This is a genomic window from Pseudomonas sp. PI1 (assembly GCF_000812405.1).
In the GTDB taxonomy this organism is placed as follows: Bacteria; Pseudomonadota; Gammaproteobacteria; order Pseudomonadales; family Pseudomonadaceae; genus Pseudomonas; species Pseudomonas citronellolis.
Map to the genome: position 1 here is coordinate 127,473 of NZ_JWMC01000022.1, position 16,957 is coordinate 144,429.

Sequence of the window (16,957 nt, forward strand, 5' to 3'; positions counted from 1 at the left end):
GATTCTAGAAAACCGCCGGAGGCAGGATAAGCTGACAGTTGGGCGAATTATTGTTGCCTGAAAAACAACAATTCGCCGTGGGCAGTTATGCGACAATTCGCCGCCTGTCGCGAATCTGTAACAAGACTTTGCTGTAGCCGGCATCGCCCGGCACGGCGCGCGGACAGGCTCTCAGGAGAAATAATGGACCTGCTGCACAACATGCGTGCCTTCGTCTGTGTCGCCGAGACCGGCAGCTTCACCGCCGCCGCCCAGCGCATGGACCTCACCACGGCCTACGTCTCGCGTACCGTGGCCAAGCTCGAAGCCCACCTGCGTACCCGCCTGCTGCACCGCACCACCCGCCGCATCGCCCTCACCGAGGCCGGCCAGCGCTACCTGCTGCGCTGCCAGCAGATCCTCGGCTACATCGAGGAAGCCGAGGCCGAGGCCAGCGACGCCCATTCGCGCCCGGCCGGCAAGCTCAAGGTGCATGCCATGACCGGCATCGGCCAACACTACCTGATCAAGGCGATCTCCCAGTACTGCGAGATGTACTCGGAAGTCAGCTTCGACCTGACCCTGGCCAACCGCACCACCGACATCCTCGACGAGGGCTACGACATCTCGGTGGTGATCGCCCCCGAGCTGCCCGACTCCGGCTTCGTCTCCAAGCGCCTGGGGCAGACCCACAGCGTGCTCTGCGCGGCGCCCGCCTACGTGACGCGACATGGCTCGCCCAAGGTGCCGGCGGAACTGGCCGGGCACCGCTGCCTGCGCCTGGTGAACAGCGTGATGTCGCTGGACAAGTGGCTGTTCCACGGCCCGGACGGCGAGGAGCTGGCGCACATCGACCACACCCATTTCCAGGTCAACACCGCCGACGCCCTGACCGAGGCGGTGGTGGCCGGCATGGGCATAGGCGCGCTGCCGGTGTACTCGGCGGTGGAGGGCCTGCGCAACGGCAGCCTGGTGCGGGTGATGCCCGGCTACAGCCTGTTCCACCTGAACATCTACGCGCTCTACCCGTCGCGGCAGTTCCTCGATGCGAAGATCCGCACCTGGGTCGAATTCCTCCGCGACTGCATCCCCGGCATGCTCGCCGAGGACGAGCAGCTGATGCTCGAACACAGCGCGCGCCTGCCCAACTGAGGCGCCAGACCGCCTGAATCGCGCCGCCCGCCCGGGCGGCGTGCTTTTTCACAAATGCCTCACCACGGCCGGTTGTGGGACTTTTCGTAGCCGCATTCCGATCTGCCGAACGCTGCCTTGGGAAAAGGTGAATTCACCGAACGCTGCCGCTGCGTCAGTCTGGGTTGCCCAGGCCGCCCGGCGGCCGGTCTCACCGATACAAGAACAAACCGAGGGTGAAGCAATGTTTGGTTCGAAGCTGCGGGCGCTGCTGGGCGCCCTGATGGTGCTTGGCGCCGCTATGGCGCACGCTGCCGATGCCCCTGTGGTCATCAAGTTCGCCCATGTGGTCGCGGACAACACGCCCAAGGGCCAGGGCGCGCTGCTGTTCAAGAAGCTGGTCGAGGAGCGCCTGCCCGGCAAGGTGCGGGTGGAGGTGTACCCGAACTCCTCGCTGTTCGGCGACGGCAAGGAGATGGAGGCGCTGCTGCTGGGCGACGTGCAGATGCTGGCGCCGTCGCTGGCCAAGTTCGAGCAGTACGCCAAGCCGTTGCAGATCTTCGACCTGCCGTTCCTGTTCGACGACATGGCCGCCGTCGACCGCTTCCAGGCCGGCCCGGCCGGACGCAAGCTGCTGACCTCGATGGAGGACAAGGGCATCACCGGCCTGGCCTACTGGCACAACGGCCTGAAGGTCATGTCGGCCAACAAGCCGCTGCGCGAGCCCCGCGATGCCCGCGGCCTGAAGTTCCGCGTGCAGGCCTCCGCGGTGCTGGAGGAGCAGTTCAAGGCGGTGCGCGCCAATCCGCGCAAGATGTCCTTCGCCGAGGTCTACCAGGGCCTGCAGACCGGCGTGGTCAACGGCACCGAGAACACCTGGTCGAACTACGAGAGCCAGAAGGTCAACGAGGTGCAGAAATACATGACCGAGTCCGATCACGGCCTGATCGACTACATGGTCATCACCAACACCAAGTTCTGGAACGGCTTGCCGGCGGACATCCGCCAGCAGCTGCAGGCGATCCTCGACGAGGTCACGGTGTCGGTGAACCAGCACGCCGCGAAGCTCAACCAGGACGCCAAGCAGGCGATCGCCGCCTCCGGCACCTCCGAGATCATCGAACTGACACCGCAGCAGCGCGCCGACTGGCGCGAGGCGATGCAGCCGGTGTGGAAGAAGTTCGAGGGCGACATCGGCGCCGACCTGATCAAGGCCGCCCAGGACGCCAACCAGGGTTGAGCCACGCGCGGGCGGGGCAGCGTTCGCCGCCCGCGCCCGCAGCACCCGCACGAGCCCACCACCACAGCCTACGGAGACTTCCATGACGGCCCTTCGGCGCGCCTGGGATCACTTCGAGGAGGGCTTCATCGCCTTCCTGCTGGCGGCCATGACCCTGGTCACCTTCGTCTACGTGATCCTCAACAACCTCTACACCCCGTTCTACAGCCTGGCCGACCGCTGGGAGGCCGGCAGCGAAACGCTGTTCGCCATCGGCGACTTCATCATCGGCCTGGCCCAGTCCATGACCTGGAGCGTCGCCCTGACCAAGGCGCTGTTCGCCTGGCTGATCTTCTTCGGCCTGGCCTATGGCGTGCGCACCGCCGGCCACATCGGTGTCGACGCCCTGGTCCGGCTCGCGCCGCGCCCGCTGCAACGCCTCATCGGCCTGGTCGCCTGCCTGTGCTGCCTGGGGTATGCCGGGCTGATCGCCGTCGGCAGCTTCGACTGGGTGCGCACCCTGTTCATCGCCGGCATCGGCGCCGAGGACCTGGGCCACTATGGCATCCGCCAATGGCACATCGCGTTGATCGTGCCGCTGGGCTACGCCCTGGTGTTCATCCGCTTCCTCGAGATCCTCGTGCGCATCCTGCGCGGCCAGCAGACCGGCCTGGGGCTTGCCGACGAAGCCGCCGACGCACTGAAGGTCAAGGAAGACGAGGGCCGCAGCCAATGACCGTTCTGTTCCTGTTCCTCCTGCTCTTCGTACTGATGTTCATCGGCGTGCCGATCGCCGCTTCGCTCGGCCTGGCCGGCTCGATCACCATCATGCTGTTCAGCCCCGACTCGGTGCGCTCGCTGGCGATCAAGCTGTTCGAGACCAGCGAGCACTACACGCTGCTGGCGATCCCGTTCTTCCTGCTGTCCGGCGCCTTCATGACCACCGGCGGCGTGGCCCGCCGGCTGATCGACTTCGCCAATGCCTGCGTCGGCCACATCCGCGGCGGGCTGGCCATAGGCGCAGTGCTGGCGTGCATGCTGTTCGCCGCCTTGTCCGGCTCGAGCCCCGCCACCGTGGCCGCGGTCGGCTCCATCGCCATCGCCGGCATGGTCCGTTCCGGCTACCCGCAGGCGTTCGGCGCCGGCATCATCTGCAACGCCGGCACCCTGGGCATCCTCATCCCGCCGTCGATCGTCATGGTGGTGTACGCCGCCGCCACGGAGCAGTCGGTGGGCAAACTGTTCATGGCCGGCGTGATCCCCGGGATACTGCTGGGCGTGGTGCTGATGGTGGCTATCTACCTGGTGGCGCGCTACCGCAAGCTGCCGGCGCTGCCGCGGGCCAGCCTGGGCGAATGGCTGCGCTCGGCCCGCGAGGCGCTCTGGGGCCTGCTGCTGATCGTGATCATCCTCGGCGGCATCTACACCGGGATGTTCACCCCGACCGAGGCGGCCGCGGTGGCGGCGGTCTATGCCGGCCTGGTGGCGATCTTCGTGTACCGGGACCTGCGCATCCGCGAAGTGCCGCGGGTGCTGCTGGAGTCAGGCAAGCTGTCGATCATGCTGATGTTCATCATCGCCAACGCCATGCTCTTCGCCCACGTGCTGACCACCGAGCAAATTCCCCAGCAGATCACCGCCTGGGTCCTGGACCAGGGCTTCAGGCCCTGGCAGTTCCTGCTGGTGGTGAACCTGGTGCTGCTGGTGGCCGGGGCCTTCATGGAACCCTCGGCGATCATCCTGATCCTGGCGCCGATCCTGTTCCCGATCGCCATGCAGCTGGGCATCGACCCGATCCACCTGGGCATCATCATGGTGGTGAACATGGAGATCGGCCTGATCACGCCGCCGGTCGGCCTCAACCTGTTCGTCACCTCTGCGGTGACCGGCATGCCGCTGACCGGGGTGGTCCGCGCGGCGACGCCCTGGCTGATGATCCTGCTGCTGTTCCTGATCCTGGTCACCTACGTGCCCTTCATCTCCCTCGCGCTGCCGCAGGCGCTGGGCATGTGACGCATTGCCGCAGGCCCCGTCAGCCGGGCTGATGGGGCCTATCACTACGACTAAGGATTGGTAAGACCATGGTCGTATGGTCCCTGCGCACCCCGGCCGTTACAACTTGGTCCCAACAAGAACAACACTCCGAACCGAGGTAATGCGTCATGAGTGCGGCATCCGTGTATCCCGTGCGTCCCGAAGTGGCCGCCAATACCCTGACCGACGAAGCCAGCTACAAGAAGCTGTACCAGCAGTCGGTGGTCAACCCCGACGGCTTCTGGCGCGAGCAGGCCCAGCGGGTGGAGTGGATCAAGCCCTTCACCAAGGTCAAGCAGACCTCCTTCGACGACCACCACGTCGACATCAAGTGGTTCGCCGACGGCACGCTCAACGTTTCCTACAACTGCCTGGACCGTCACCTCGCCGAGCGCGGCGACCAGTTGGCGATCATCTGGGAAGGCGACGACCCGTCCGAGCACCAGGAAATCACCTACCGCCAGTTGCACGAGCAGGTCTGCAAGTTCGCCAACGCCCTGCGCGGCCAGGACGTGCACCGCGGCGACGTGGTGACCATCTACATGCCGATGATCCCGGAAGCCGTGGTGGCCATGCTCGCCTGCACCCGCATCGGCGCCATCCACTCCGTGGTGTTCGGCGGCTTCTCCCCCGAAGCCCTGGCCGGGCGCATCATCGACTGCCGCTCGAAGATCGTGATCACCGCCGACGAAGGCGTGCGCGGCGGCAAGAAGACCCCGCTCAAGGCCAACGTCGACGACGCCCTGACCAACCCGGAAACCAACAGCGTGCAGAAGATCATCGTCTGCAAGCGCACCGGTTCGGACATCAAGTGGAACGCGCACCGCGACGTCTGGTACGAAGACCTGATGAAGGTCGCCGGCACCACCTGCGCGCCGAAGGAAATGGGCGCCGAGGACCCGCTGTTCATCCTCTACACCTCCGGCTCCACCGGCAAGCCCAAGGGCGTGCTGCACACCACCGGCGGCTACCTGGTGTACGCCTCGCTGACCCATGAGCGGGTGTTCGACTACCGCCCTGGCGAGGTCTTCTGGTGCACCGCCGACATCGGCTGGGTCACCGGCCACAGCTACGTGGTCTACGGCCCGCTGGCCAACGGCGCCACCACCGTGCTGTTCGAAGGCGTGCCGAACTACCCGGACATCACCCGCGTCGCCAAAATCGTCGACAAGCACAAGGTCAATATCCTCTACACCGCGCCCACCGCCATCCGCGCCATGATGGCCGAGGGTAAGGCCGCGGTCGAAGGCGCCGACGGTTCCAGCCTGCGCCTGCTGGGCTCGGTGGGCGAACCGATCAACCCGGAAGCCTGGCAGTGGTACTACGAGACCGTCGGCCAGTCGCGCTGCCCGATCGTCGATACCTGGTGGCAGACCGAGACCGGCGCCTGCCTGATGACCCCGCTGCCGGGCGCCCACGTGCTGAAGCCGGGCTCCGCCGCCAAGCCGTTCTTCGGCGTGGTGCCGGCGCTGGTGGACAACCTGGGCAACATCATCGAGGGCGCGGCCGAGGGCAACCTGGTGATCCTCGACTCCTGGCCGGGCCAGGCGCGCACCCTGTACGGCGATCACGACCGCTTCGTCGACACCTACTTCAAGACCTTCAAGGGCATGTACTTCACCGGCGACGGCGCCCGCCGCGACGAGGATGGCTACTACTGGATCACCGGCCGCGTCGACGACGTACTCAACGTCTCCGGGCACCGCATGGGCACCGCCGAGATCGAGAGCGCCATGGTCGCCCACCCGAAAGTGGCCGAGGCCGCGGTGGTCGGCGTGCCGCACGACATCAAGGGGCAGGGCATCTACGTCTACGTCACCCTGAACGCCGGCGAGGAAGCCAGCGAGCAACTGCGCCAGGAACTCAAGGCCTGGGTGCGCAAGGAGATCGGCCCGATCGCCACCCCGGACGTCATCCAGTGGGCCCCGGGCCTGCCGAAGACCCGCTCGGGCAAGATCATGCGCCGCATCCTGCGCAAGATCGCCACCGCCGAGTACGACGCCCTGGGCGACATCTCCACCCTGGCCGACCCGGGCGTGGTGCAGCACCTGGTGGACACCCACCGGGCGATGAAAGCCGCCTGATCCGCCTCCGCAACGAAAAACGCCCCGGCTTGCCGGGGCGTTTTTCTTTCTTCCACTGTAGGACAGACCGAGCCAGAATGCTCTTCGTAGGAGCCATGCTCGCCTGTAACGTAGGAGCAACTGTCTTGCCGGCTGCGCCGAGGTGCTCTTCGTAGGATGGGTTGAGCTTGCGAAACCCATGCGGTGGCGGTGATGGGTATCGCTTCGCTCAACCCATCCTACGGGGCTTCCCTGGAACTGTAGGAGCGGACCTTGTCCGCGATAGCCGACCGTCCCGGCGCGATTCGCGGATGAGATCCGCTACGCCACCCCACCCACGCCATTCCCATGTAGGAGCGCGCCCTGCGCGCGAATCGCGGGCAGGGCCCGCTCCTACAGGTTGATGCCCGACGCCGAATGGCATGCGGTAACACCTCCCGCCACGCTGCGACAAAATGAGGCGCCTGGAAACATTTCGCACGCTTTCTATGCGCCTTTTCTGAACTCCAGAAAACTACCCCAGGCTGGAGGCCGCGTATTCATTGAGGTGTCCATTAATTGGCTCGATACCTGCAATGAAAATTGGTTTTACTCTTCCCGCCTTGATCACCTAAAATCCGCCCCGTCAAGATGTCGGAGCCCGCTCTCCGGTGCTTCTATAATTAGTTGTCGCATTGAAGAAATAACCGCCCAGGGGCTGTCGCTAGAATGCCGCTCACCCTGGATGGCGTGGTTTTCCACGAGAAACCCGCCACGGCAATGCGCGCAGACGACAATAACCTTCACTTCTGCACGGGCAGCCTGGGCCAACCCCTTTCTCCTGCCAATCGAAGTCCTACCCTCGAAGGAGTTACTGATGAAGAAGTTCGCACTTCTCGGCGCGCTGGCGCTCTCCGCTATCACCGCTATGGCCCACGCCGACGACAAGCCCGTGCGTATCGGCATCGAAGCGGCCTACCCGCCGTTCTCCTTCAAGACCCCCGATGGCCAGCTGGCCGGCTTCGACGTCGACATCGGTAACGCCCTGTGCGAAGAGATGAAGGTCAAGTGCACCTGGGTCGAGCAGGAATTCGACGGCCTGATCCCGGCGCTGAAAGTGCGCAAGATCGACGCCATCCTCTCGTCGATGACCATCACCGACGAGCGCAAGAAGTCCGTGGACTTCACCAACAAGTACTACAACACCCCGGCCCGCTACGTGATGAAGGAAGGCTCGGCGCTGAACGACCCGCTGACCGACCTCAAGGGCAAGAAGGTCGGCGTGCTGCGCGGCAGCACCGCGGATCGCTACGCTTCCGGCGAGCTGACCCCGGCCGGCGTGGAAGTGGTGCGCTACAACTCCCAGCAGGAAGCCAACATGGACTTGGTGGCCGGCCGCGTGAACGCGGTGGTCGCCGACTCGGTCAACCTCGACGACGGCTTCCTCAAGACCGACGCCGGCAAGGGCTTCGCCTTCGTCGGCCCGCAACTGACCGACGAGAAGTACTTCGGCGAAGGCGTGGGCATCGCCGTGCGCAAGGGCGATAGCGCCCTGGCCGGCAAGTTCAACGCGGCCATCGCCGCGCTGCGTGCCAACGGCAAGTACAAGCAGGTCCAGGACAAGTACTTCAAGTTCGACGTCTACGGCTCGAACTGATCCCTGACCGGAAAGTGGCGCAAACCCGGGTCGAGGCCCGGGGACCGTTGCCGTTTCGGCGCGAGTCGCGTTGCTGTGACAAATGACGCCAGGCTAGGCGCGGGATGCAGGCAATGGTGTTCCCTTGCCAAATCCCGCAACGACGCATGGCGTCATTTGCCGCGCAACCCGAAGGGACGGACTATTTTTTGTGCGGGGGCCTCGCTCGCTGTTCATCTGGGATGACCGAGCCGTGACGCGTGCGCCTTGTCCCGCGCAAAAAAATGTTCCGTCGCGGCCGTGACGAAACGGTAACGGTCCCTGCTGTTTGTGCCACTTTTTTATTGGGCGGCGGACGCTGGGCGACCGCGGCCGGTTTTCCCGGGCTCCGTGGCCCGTCGTTCTGCGTTCGCCGCTGCGGCGAACGGTTGCATGAGGTGCTGACCATGTTCAACGGTTACGCGGCCACCATCGTCGATGGTGCCTGGCTGACCCTCCAGCTCGCCCTGTTGTCGATGGCCCTGGCGGCGGTGCTCGGCCTGGTCGGCGCGGCCTTCCGCCTGTCGCCGGTCAGGTGGCTGGCCTGGTGCGGCGACGCCTACTCCACGGTGATCCGCGGCGTACCCGACCTGGTGCTGATCCTGCTGATCTTCTACGGCGGCCAGGACCTGGTGAACCGCGTCGCGCCGCTGCTGGGTCACGACGACTACATCGACCTCAACCCCTTCGTCGTCGGCGTCGGCACCCTCGGCTTCATCTTCGGCGCCTACCTCTCGGAAACCTTCCGCGGCGCCTTCATGGCCATCCCCAAGAGCCAGGCCGAGGCCGGCTTCGCCTACGGCATGAGCCATCTGCAGGTGTTCTTCCGCGTGCAGGTGCCGCAGATGATCCGCCTGGCCATCCCCGGCTTCACCAACAACTGGCTGGTGCTGGTCAAGGCCACCGCGCTGATCTCGGTGGTCAGCCTGCAGGACATGATGTTCAAGGCCAAGCAGGCCGCGGACGCCACCCGCGAGCCGTTCACCTGGTACCTGTTCGTCGCCGCCCTCTACCTAGTGGTGACCAGCGTCTCGCTGCTGTTGCTGCGCCTGCTCGAGCGCCGCTACTCGGTGGGCGTCAAGGTCGCGGATTTGTAAGGGGAGCCACGCGATGATCTTCGACTACACCGTCATCTGGGAAAACCTGCCGCTGTACTTCGGCGGCCTGCTGGTGACCCTCAAGCTGCTGCTGATCTCCCTGGCCGTGGGCCTGCTGCTGGCCGTGCCGCTGGCGCTGATGCGCGTGTCCAAGCGCCCGGCGGTGAACCTGCCGGCCTGGCTGTACACCTACGTGATCCGCGGCACGCCCATGCTGGTGCAGCTGTTCCTGATCTACTACGGCCTGGCCCAGTTCGAAGCGGTGCGCAACAGCGTGTTCTGGCCCTGGCTGTCCAACGCCAGCTTCTGCGCCTGCCTGGCCTTCGCCATCAATACCAGCGCCTATACCGCGGAAATCCTCGCCGGCAGCCTCAAGGCCACGCCCCATGGCGAGATCGAGGCGGCCAAGGCCATGGGCATGTCGCGCCTGAAGATGTACCGCCGCATCCTCCTGCCCTCGGCGCTGCGCCGCGCGCTGCCGCAGTACAGCAACGAGGTGATCATGATGCTGCAGACCACCAGCCTGGCCTCCATCGTCACCCTGGTGGACATCACCGGCGCCGCGCGCACCGTCAACTCGCAGTACTACCTGCCGTTCGAGGCCTTCATCACCGCCGGGGTCTTCTACCTGATCCTGACGCTGATCCTGGTGCGCCTGTTCAAGGCCGCCGAACGCCGCTGGCTGGCCTACCTGGCGCCGCGCAAGCACTGAGGCGGAGGAGGGGAACATGCAACGCATCGATCACCTGTTGCCCTGCGCCAGCCTTGGCAGCGAACGCCGCCTGAGCCTGTTCCGCTACGGCGCCGGCCCGCGCAAGGCCTACATCCAGGCCAGCCTGCACGCCGACGAGCTGCCGGGCATGCGCACCGCCTGGGAACTGAAGCTGCGCCTGGCTGCGCTGGAGGCCGAAGGCCGCCTGCTGGGCACGGTCGAGTTGGTGCCGGTAGCCAACCCCATCGGCCTTGGCCAGTGGCTGCAGGCCAGCCATCTCGGGCGTTTCGAGGCGAACAGCGGGCAGAACTTCAACCGCGGTTTCGTCGACCTGGCGTCCCTGGTCGAGCCGCGCGTCGCCGGCCAACTGGGTGACGACGCCGAGGCCAACGTGCAACTGATCCGCCAGCACATGCGCGAAGTCCTCGACGCGCAGGCGCCGGCCACCTCCGAGCTGCAAGCCATGCAGCGCCTGCTGCTGCGCCATGCCTGCGACGCCGACGTGGTGCTCGACCTGCACTGCGACTTCGAGGCCTGCATCCACCTCTATGCCATCCCGCAGCACTGGCCGCAATGGCGTTCCCTGGCCGCGCGGCTGAAGGCGGGCGTGGCGCTGCTGGCTGAGGACTCCGGCGGCAACTCCTTCGACGAATCCTGCTCGCTGCCCTGGCTGCGCCTGGCCCGCGCTTATCCACAGGCCGCCGTGCCTGCGGCATGCATGGCCACCACGGTCGAGCTGGGCAGCATGGGCGACACCCGCGTCGAGCAGGCGCGCGACAACGCCGAGGCGATCCTGGCCTTCCTCGCCGAACAGGGGCTGATCGCCGGCGAATGGCCGCAAGCGCCGGGCGAATGCTGCGAAGGCATGCCCTTCGAGGGCACCGAATACCTCGCCGCGCCCCATGCCGGGGTGGTCAGCTTCCTGCGCCGCGCCGGCGACTGGGTGGAGAAGGGCGAGGCGCTGTTCGAGGTGGTGGACCCGCTGAACGACAAGGTCAGCACCGTGTGCGCCGGAACCGCCGGCGTGCTCTTCGCCCTGGAGCGGGGGCGCTACGCGCTGGCGGGACACTGGATGGCCAAGGTGGCCGGGCGCGAGCCGTTCCGTACGGGCCGGCTGATCAACGACTGAATTCGAGTAACCGACATGTACAAACTGGAAATCCAAGACCTGCACAAGCGCTACGGCACCCACGAAGTGCTCAAGGGCGTTTCCCTGGCGGCGAAAGCGGGCGACGTGATCAGCATCATCGGCTCCTCCGGCTCGGGCAAGAGCACCTTCCTGCGCTGCATCAACCTGCTGGAGCAGCCCCACGCCGGCAAGATCCTGCTCAACGGCGAGGAGCTGAAGCTGGTGCCGAACAAGGACGGCGCGCTCAAGGCCGCCGACACCCGCCAGCTGCAGCGCATGCGCTCGCGCCTGTCGATGGTGTTCCAGCACTTCAACCTGTGGTCGCACATGAGCGCCCTGGACAACGTCATCGAGGCGCCCGTGCACGTGCTCGGCGTGTCGAAGAAGGAAGCCCTGGAGAAGGCCGAGCACTACCTGGCCAAGGTCGGCGTGGCGCACCGCAAGGACGCCTACCCGGCGCACATGAGCGGCGGCGAGCAGCAGCGCGTGGCCATCGCCCGCGCCCTGGCCATGGAGCCGGAGGTGATGCTGTTCGACGAGCCGACCTCGGCGCTGGACCCGGAGCTGGTCGGCGAAGTGCTCAAGGTCATGCAGGACCTGGCCCAGGAAGGCCGCACCATGGTGGTGGTGACCCACGAGATGGGCTTCGCCCGCGAGGTCTCCAACCAACTGGTGTTCCTGCACAAGGGCCTGGTGGAAGAGCGCGGGTGCCCGAAGGAAGTCCTGGCAAATCCTCAATCGGACCGCCTCAAGCAGTTCCTTTCCGGCAGCTTGAAGTAAGCTGTCCCCCGACGAAGTCGACAGAAGCCTCCGCATGACTGCCCAACGCATCGGTTTCCTGCTCTGGCCCCAGACCCGCGCGCTGACCCTGGCGCTCGCCGAGGAGGCCCTGCGGGTCGCCCGGCGCCTGCACCCCGAAGCGCTCTACGACCCGGTGTTCATGAACGCCGAGCAGCCCGCCGAGGGCGACGGCTGGCGCCTGCCGGGGCAGGCCTGGCAGGGCGTGCTGGAGCAGTGCCAGCGCGTCTTCCTGGTCGCCGACGAGGCGCCGCAGCAGGTCTCCGCGCCGCTGGCCGCCGCGCTCAAGCAACTGGCCCGCGGCGGCGCCAGCGTCGGCGCGCTGTCCGCCGGCATCTACCCGCTGGCCCAGCTCGGCCTGCTCGACGGCTACCGCGCCGCGGTGCACTGGCGCTGGCACGACGACTTCACCGAGCGCTACCCCAAGGTCATCGCCACCAACCACCTGTTCGAGTGGGACCGCGACCGCCTCAGCGCCTGCGGCGGCATGGCAGTGCTCGACCTGCTGCTGGCGGTGCTGTCCCGCGACCACGGCGCGGAACTGGCCGGCGCGGTGTCCGAGGAACTGGTGGTCGAGCGCATCCGCGAGGGCAGCGAGCGCCAGCGCATCCCGCTGAAGAACCGCCTCGGCTCCAGCCACCCGAAGCTCACCCAGGCGGTGCTGCTGATGGAAGCGAACATCGAAGAGCCGCTGACCACCGACGAGATCGCCCAGCACGTCTGCGTGTCGCGCCGCCAGCTGGAGCGCATCTTCAAGCAGTACCTGACCCGCGTGCCCAGCCAGTACTACCTGGAACTGCGCCTGAACCGCGCGCGGCAGATGCTCATGCAGACCAGCAAGTCGATCATCCAGATCGGCCTGTCCTGCGGGTTTTCCAGTGGGCCGCACTTCTCCAGTGCTTACCGTAATTTCTTTGGCGTTACCCCTCGTGAGGACCGGAACCAGCGTCGTGGGCAGGGGGCTGCCGATGGTGCGCCGGGGCCGGGGGAGCGGGGGTGAGCTGAGTGGGAGAGGCTCCCGGTTACGCTGGTGTTGGGCGTGGCCGCGTTCCCTCTCCCTAGCCCTCGGCTGCGCGCCCCGCCCTGAAGGGAGAGGGGACCGTTGGGCAGATGCTGATGTTTCGGCGTTAGCCGGCTAGCACAGAAATTACCGGCTGAAGCCATGCCTCCTCTCGGCACGGACAAGCCCCCTCTCCCTTCAGGGAGAGGGTTGGGGAGAGGGGCGGAGCCGAGTCCAGGCACCGTAGCCACCGGGGAATCCCCTTCGCGAGCAAGCTCGCTCCTACGAAAAGCCCACGCAGCACCGCGCTTGCTCGCGAACAATCGGGATTTCCCGGCACCGCCGAACGCCCCGAAGGGGAAGGGCCAGGCGTCCTCTCGCTCCCACGAAAACCCCGCCCGGCATTCCCCTGTCCGGCCATCGAACAAATTCCCCCGCGCCTTGTACCCGCAGGCCCGCCCTGGCTTTACACTGCGCCTTACCGACGCTTTCTGTCGCATTTCCGAAAGCCTCGGAAATCCACGGGTTGGCGCTATAAGAAGTTGTCGCTTGGCGGCAATGCCAACCGGTTTTTCGTCCCTACAATCCTTCCATCGATAGCCGCCTCACCAGGCAGGAGAACACCGATGTCCGCTCCGCACGCTCAGGTACAACGCTCCGACTTCGACCAGCTGATGGTCCCCAACTACTCCCCGGCCGCTTTCATTCCGGTGCGTGGGCAGGGTTCGCGAGTCTGGGACCAGAGCGGCCGCGAGCTGGTGGACTTCGCCGGTGGCATCGCCGTGAACTCCCTGGGCCACTGCCACCCGGCGCTGGTGGGCGCGCTGACCGAGCAGGCCAACAAAATCTGGCACGTATCCAACGTGTTCACCAACGAGCCGGCCTTGCGCCTGGCGCAGAAGCTGATCGACGCCACCTTCGCCGAGCGGGTGTTCTTCGCCAACTCCGGCGCCGAGGCCAACGAGGCCGCGCTCAAGCTGGCGCGCCGCTACGCCCACGACGTCTACGGCCCGCAGAAGTACGAGATCATCTCGATGGTCAACAGCTTCCACGGCCGCACCCTGTTCACCGTCAACGTCGGCGGCCAGGCCAAGTACTCCGACGGCTTCGGGCCGAAGGTCGAAGGCATCACCCACATCCCGTTCAACGACCTGGACGCGCTCAAGGCGGCCATCTCGGACAAGACCTGCGCGGTCATCATCGAGCCGGTGCAGGGCGAGAGCGGCGTGCTGCCGGCCGACAAGGCCTACCTGGAAGGCGTGCGCAAACTGTGCGACGACAACGGCGCGCTGCTGATCTTCGACGAAGTGCAGAGCGGTTTCGGCCGTACCGGCTACCTTTACGCCTACCAGCACTACGGCGTGGTCCCGGACATCCTCTCCAGCGCCAAGAGCCTGGGCGGCGGTTTCCCCATCGGCGCCATGCTGACCACCGCGAAGATCGCCGAACACCTGGTCGTCGGCACCCACGGCACCACCTACGGCGGCAACCCGCTGGCCTGCGCGGTGTCCGGCGCGGCCTTCGACGTGATCAATACGCCCGAGGTGCTCGAAGGCGTGCGCGCCAAGCACGAGCGCTTCAAGGCGCGCCTGGAGAAGCTCGGCCAGGAATACGGCATCTTCACCCAGGTCCGCGGCCTCGGCCTGCTGATCGGCGCGGTGCTGGCCGATGCCTGGAAGGGCAAGGCCAAGGACGTGTTCAACGCCGCCGAGAAGGAAGGCCTGATGATCCTGCAGGCCGGCCCGGACGTGGTGCGTTTCGCGCCCAGCCTGGTGATCGACGACGCCGACATCGACGAAGGCCTGGATCGCCTGGAGCGCGCGGTGGCCAAGCTCACCCGCGGCTGATCCGCAGTACGGCGCCGGGCATCCCGCCGGCGCCGGTTCGATGCGGCCGGCTTGCCCGGCCGTTTTTCGCAGGCCCCGAATGCGTTGGCGCAGGCTGTGCCGTGCCCGCGACGCGACGGGGAAGTTCATATGGTTTTGTCTGGTTAGAGGAGTGACGCCATGCTGGTGATGCGCCCCGCCCAAGCGGCCGACCTGCAGCAGGTGCAGCGTCTCGCCGCGGACAGCCCGGTCGGCGTCACGTCGCTGCCGGACGACGCGGAACGGCTGAAGGAAAAGATCCTGGCCTCGGAGGCCTCGTTCGCCGCCGAAGTCAGCTACAACGGCGAGGAAAGCTACTTCTTCGTCCTCGAGGACACGCAGACCGGGCAACTGGTCGGCTGCTCGGCCATAGTCGCCTCGGCCGGCTTCTCCGAGCCCTTCTACAGCTTCCGCAACGAGACCTTCGTGCACGCCTCCCGCGAGCTGAAGATCCACAACAAGATCCACGTCCTCTCGCTGTGCCACGACCTCACCGGCAACAGCCTGCTGACCAGCTTCTACGTGCAGCGCGAGCTGGTGAACACGCCCATCGCCGAGCTCAACTCCCGCGGCCGCCTGCTGTTCATGGCCAGCCACCCGGAGCGCTTCGCCGACGCCGTGGTCACCGAGATCGTCGGCTACAGCGACGAGCAGGGCGAATCGCCGTTCTGGAACGCCGTGGGGCGCAACTTCTTCGACCTCAACTACAGCGAGGCCGAGAAGCTCTCGGGCCTGAAGAGCCGCACCTTCCTCGCCGAGCTGATGCCGCACTACCCGATCTACGTGCCGCTGCTGCCGGACGAGGCCCAGGAAGCCATGGGCCAGGTGCACCCGCGGGCGCAGATCACCTTCGACATCCTGATGCGCGAAGGCTTCGAGACCGATAACTACATCGACATCTTCGATGGCGGCCCGACCCTGCATGCGCGCACCTCGGGCATCCGCTCCATCGCCCAGAGCCGCCTGGTGCCGGTGCGCATCGGCGAGGTGCCCAAGGCCACCCGCAGCTACCTGGTCACCAACGGCCTGCTGCAGGACTACCGCGCCCTGGTCGCCGAGCTGGACTGGGTGCCCGGCAAGCCGGTGACCCTCAGCGCCGAAACCGCCGAGGCCCTGGGCATCGGCGAAGGCGCCAGCGTGCGTCTGGTAGCGGTTTAACGAGTTGGAAGCCAGAAGCCGGAAGCTGGAGGCTCAGCGCTTTCAACTTCCAGCTTCCGGCTTCTGGCTCATAGCTTGAACGGAGTGAATATGATCGTTCGTCCTGTCACCAGCGCCGACCTGCCGGCCCTCATCGAACTGGCGCGCAGTACCGGCACCGGGCTGACCACGCTGCCGGCCAACGAACAGCGCCTGGCGCACCGCGTCGGCTGGGCCGAGAAGGCCTTCCGCGGCGAAGCCGAGCGCGCCGACGCCGACTACCTGTTCGTCCTCGAGGACGATGCCGGCAAGGTCGTCGGCATCTCCGCAGTGGCCGGCGCCGTCGGCCTGCGCGAGCCCTGGTACAACTACCGCGTCGGCCTCACCGTCAGCGCCTCCCAGGAACTGGGCATCCACCGCGAGATCCCCACGCTGTTCCTGGCCAACGACCTCACCGGGCAGTCCGAGCTGTGCTCGCTGTTCCTGCATGCCGACCACCGCACGGGCCTCAACGGCCGCTTGCTGTCCAAGGCGCGCTTCCTGTTCATCGCCGAGTTCCGCGAGCTGTTCGGCGACAAGGTGATCGCCGAGATGCGCGGCATGTCCGACGCCGACGGCCGCTCGCCGTTCTGGGAAAGCCTGGGCCGGCACTTCTTCAAGATGGAATTCAGCCAGGCGGACTACCTGACCGGTGTCGGCAACAAGGCCTTCATCGCCGAACTGATGCCGAAGTTCCCGCTGTACACCTGCTTCCTCTCGGAAGAGGCGCGCAACGTGATCGGCCGCGTGCACCCGGACACCGAGCCGGCGCTGGCCATGCTCAAGGCCGAGGGCTTCAGCTACCAGGGCTACGTCGACATCTTCGACGCAGGCCCGGCCATCGAGGCGCCGACCGAGAAGATCCGCGCCATCGCCGACAGCCAGGCGCTGGTGCTGGCCATCGGCACGCCCGGCGACGACGCCGAGCCCTACCTGATCCACAACCGCAAGCGCGAGGAATGCCGCATCGCCGCGGCCCCGGCGCGGGTCGCCGCCGGCTCCCTGGTGGTCGACGCGCAGACCGCCAAGCGCCTGCGCCTATCCGCCGGCGCCTCGGTGCGCGCGGTGCCGCTGTCCGCCGGAAAACGCTGATCCCGCGC

Annotated in this window: 14 protein-coding genes; all 14 read left to right on the plus strand. The window is 66.5% G+C overall.

What is annotated here, in order from left to right; all coding sequences use genetic code 11:
* The first annotated feature begins 183 nt into the window (after positions 1-183).
* Complete coding sequence (locus tag RN02_RS09590) at positions 184-1,131, plus strand: LysR family transcriptional regulator (RefSeq protein WP_043314232.1); 948 nt, start codon at positions 184-186, stop codon at positions 1,129-1,131.
* Positions 1,132-1,354: 223 nt separating this feature from the next.
* Complete coding sequence (locus RN02_RS09595; RefSeq protein WP_043314233.1) at positions 1,355-2,350, plus strand: TRAP transporter substrate-binding protein; 996 nt, start codon at positions 1,355-1,357, stop codon at positions 2,348-2,350.
* Positions 2,351-2,432: 82 nt separating this feature from the next.
* Positions 2,433-3,065 carry a TRAP transporter small permease gene (locus RN02_RS09600; RefSeq protein ID WP_043314234.1) on the plus strand — a complete coding sequence of 211 codons (633 nt, stop codon included), beginning with the start codon at positions 2,433-2,435 and terminating at the stop codon, positions 3,063-3,065.
* Positions 3,062-4,342 carry a C4-dicarboxylate TRAP transporter large permease protein DctM gene (dctM, locus tag RN02_RS09605; RefSeq protein WP_043267724.1) on the plus strand — a complete coding sequence of 427 codons (1,281 nt, stop codon included), beginning with the start codon at positions 3,062-3,064 and terminating at the stop codon, positions 4,340-4,342. Before RN02_RS09600 ends, dctM begins: the two co-directional genes overlap by 4 nt.
* Positions 4,343-4,491: 149 nt before the next feature.
* A complete protein-coding gene (gene acs, locus RN02_RS09610) occupies positions 4,492-6,447 on the plus strand; it encodes an acetate--CoA ligase (RefSeq protein WP_043314235.1) in 1,956 nt (651 codons plus the stop codon).
* Positions 6,448-7,282: 835 nt separating this feature from the next.
* On the plus strand, positions 7,283-8,062 hold the full coding sequence (locus RN02_RS09615; protein WP_009620740.1) for an ABC transporter substrate-binding protein: 780 nt from the start codon (positions 7,283-7,285) through the stop codon (positions 8,060-8,062).
* 425 nt (positions 8,063-8,487) lie between these two features.
* Complete coding sequence (locus RN02_RS09620; RefSeq protein ID WP_043314236.1) at positions 8,488-9,177, plus strand: ABC transporter permease; 690 nt, start codon at positions 8,488-8,490, stop codon at positions 9,175-9,177.
* Positions 9,178-9,190: 13 nt separating this feature from the next.
* The gene (locus RN02_RS09625) at positions 9,191-9,889 is read left to right on the plus strand and encodes an ABC transporter permease (protein WP_043267718.1); all 699 of its coding nucleotides are present in this window, start codon (positions 9,191-9,193) and stop codon (positions 9,887-9,889) included.
* 16 nt (positions 9,890-9,905) lie between these two features.
* The gene (locus RN02_RS09630; RefSeq protein ID WP_043314237.1) at positions 9,906-11,018 is read left to right on the plus strand and encodes a succinylglutamate desuccinylase/aspartoacylase family protein; all 1,113 of its coding nucleotides are present in this window, start codon (positions 9,906-9,908) and stop codon (positions 11,016-11,018) included.
* A gap of 15 nt (positions 11,019-11,033) precedes the next feature.
* Positions 11,034-11,798 (plus strand): arginine/ornithine transport ATP-binding protein AotP, encoded by a 765-nt coding sequence (gene aotP / locus RN02_RS09635; protein WP_009620746.1) that lies wholly within the window; start codon positions 11,034-11,036, stop codon positions 11,796-11,798.
* A 34-nt stretch (positions 11,799-11,832) separates the two neighbouring features.
* Positions 11,833-12,816 (plus strand): transcriptional regulator ArgR, encoded by a 984-nt coding sequence (gene argR / locus RN02_RS09640; protein ID WP_009620752.1) that lies wholly within the window; start codon positions 11,833-11,835, stop codon positions 12,814-12,816.
* Positions 12,817-13,442: 626 nt separating this feature from the next.
* Positions 13,443-14,663, plus strand: a complete 1,221-nt coding sequence (locus tag RN02_RS09645) for an aspartate aminotransferase family protein (protein ID WP_043314238.1) — start codon at positions 13,443-13,445, stop codon at positions 14,661-14,663.
* 159 nt (positions 14,664-14,822) lie between these two features.
* The gene (gene aruF, locus RN02_RS09650; RefSeq protein WP_043267708.1) at positions 14,823-15,839 is read left to right on the plus strand and encodes an arginine/ornithine succinyltransferase subunit alpha; all 1,017 of its coding nucleotides are present in this window, start codon (positions 14,823-14,825) and stop codon (positions 15,837-15,839) included.
* A 90-nt stretch (positions 15,840-15,929) separates the two neighbouring features.
* On the plus strand, positions 15,930-16,949 hold the full coding sequence (astA, locus tag RN02_RS09655) for an arginine N-succinyltransferase (protein ID WP_043267706.1): 1,020 nt from the start codon (positions 15,930-15,932) through the stop codon (positions 16,947-16,949).
* The last annotated feature ends 8 nt before the right edge of the window (positions 16,950-16,957 follow it).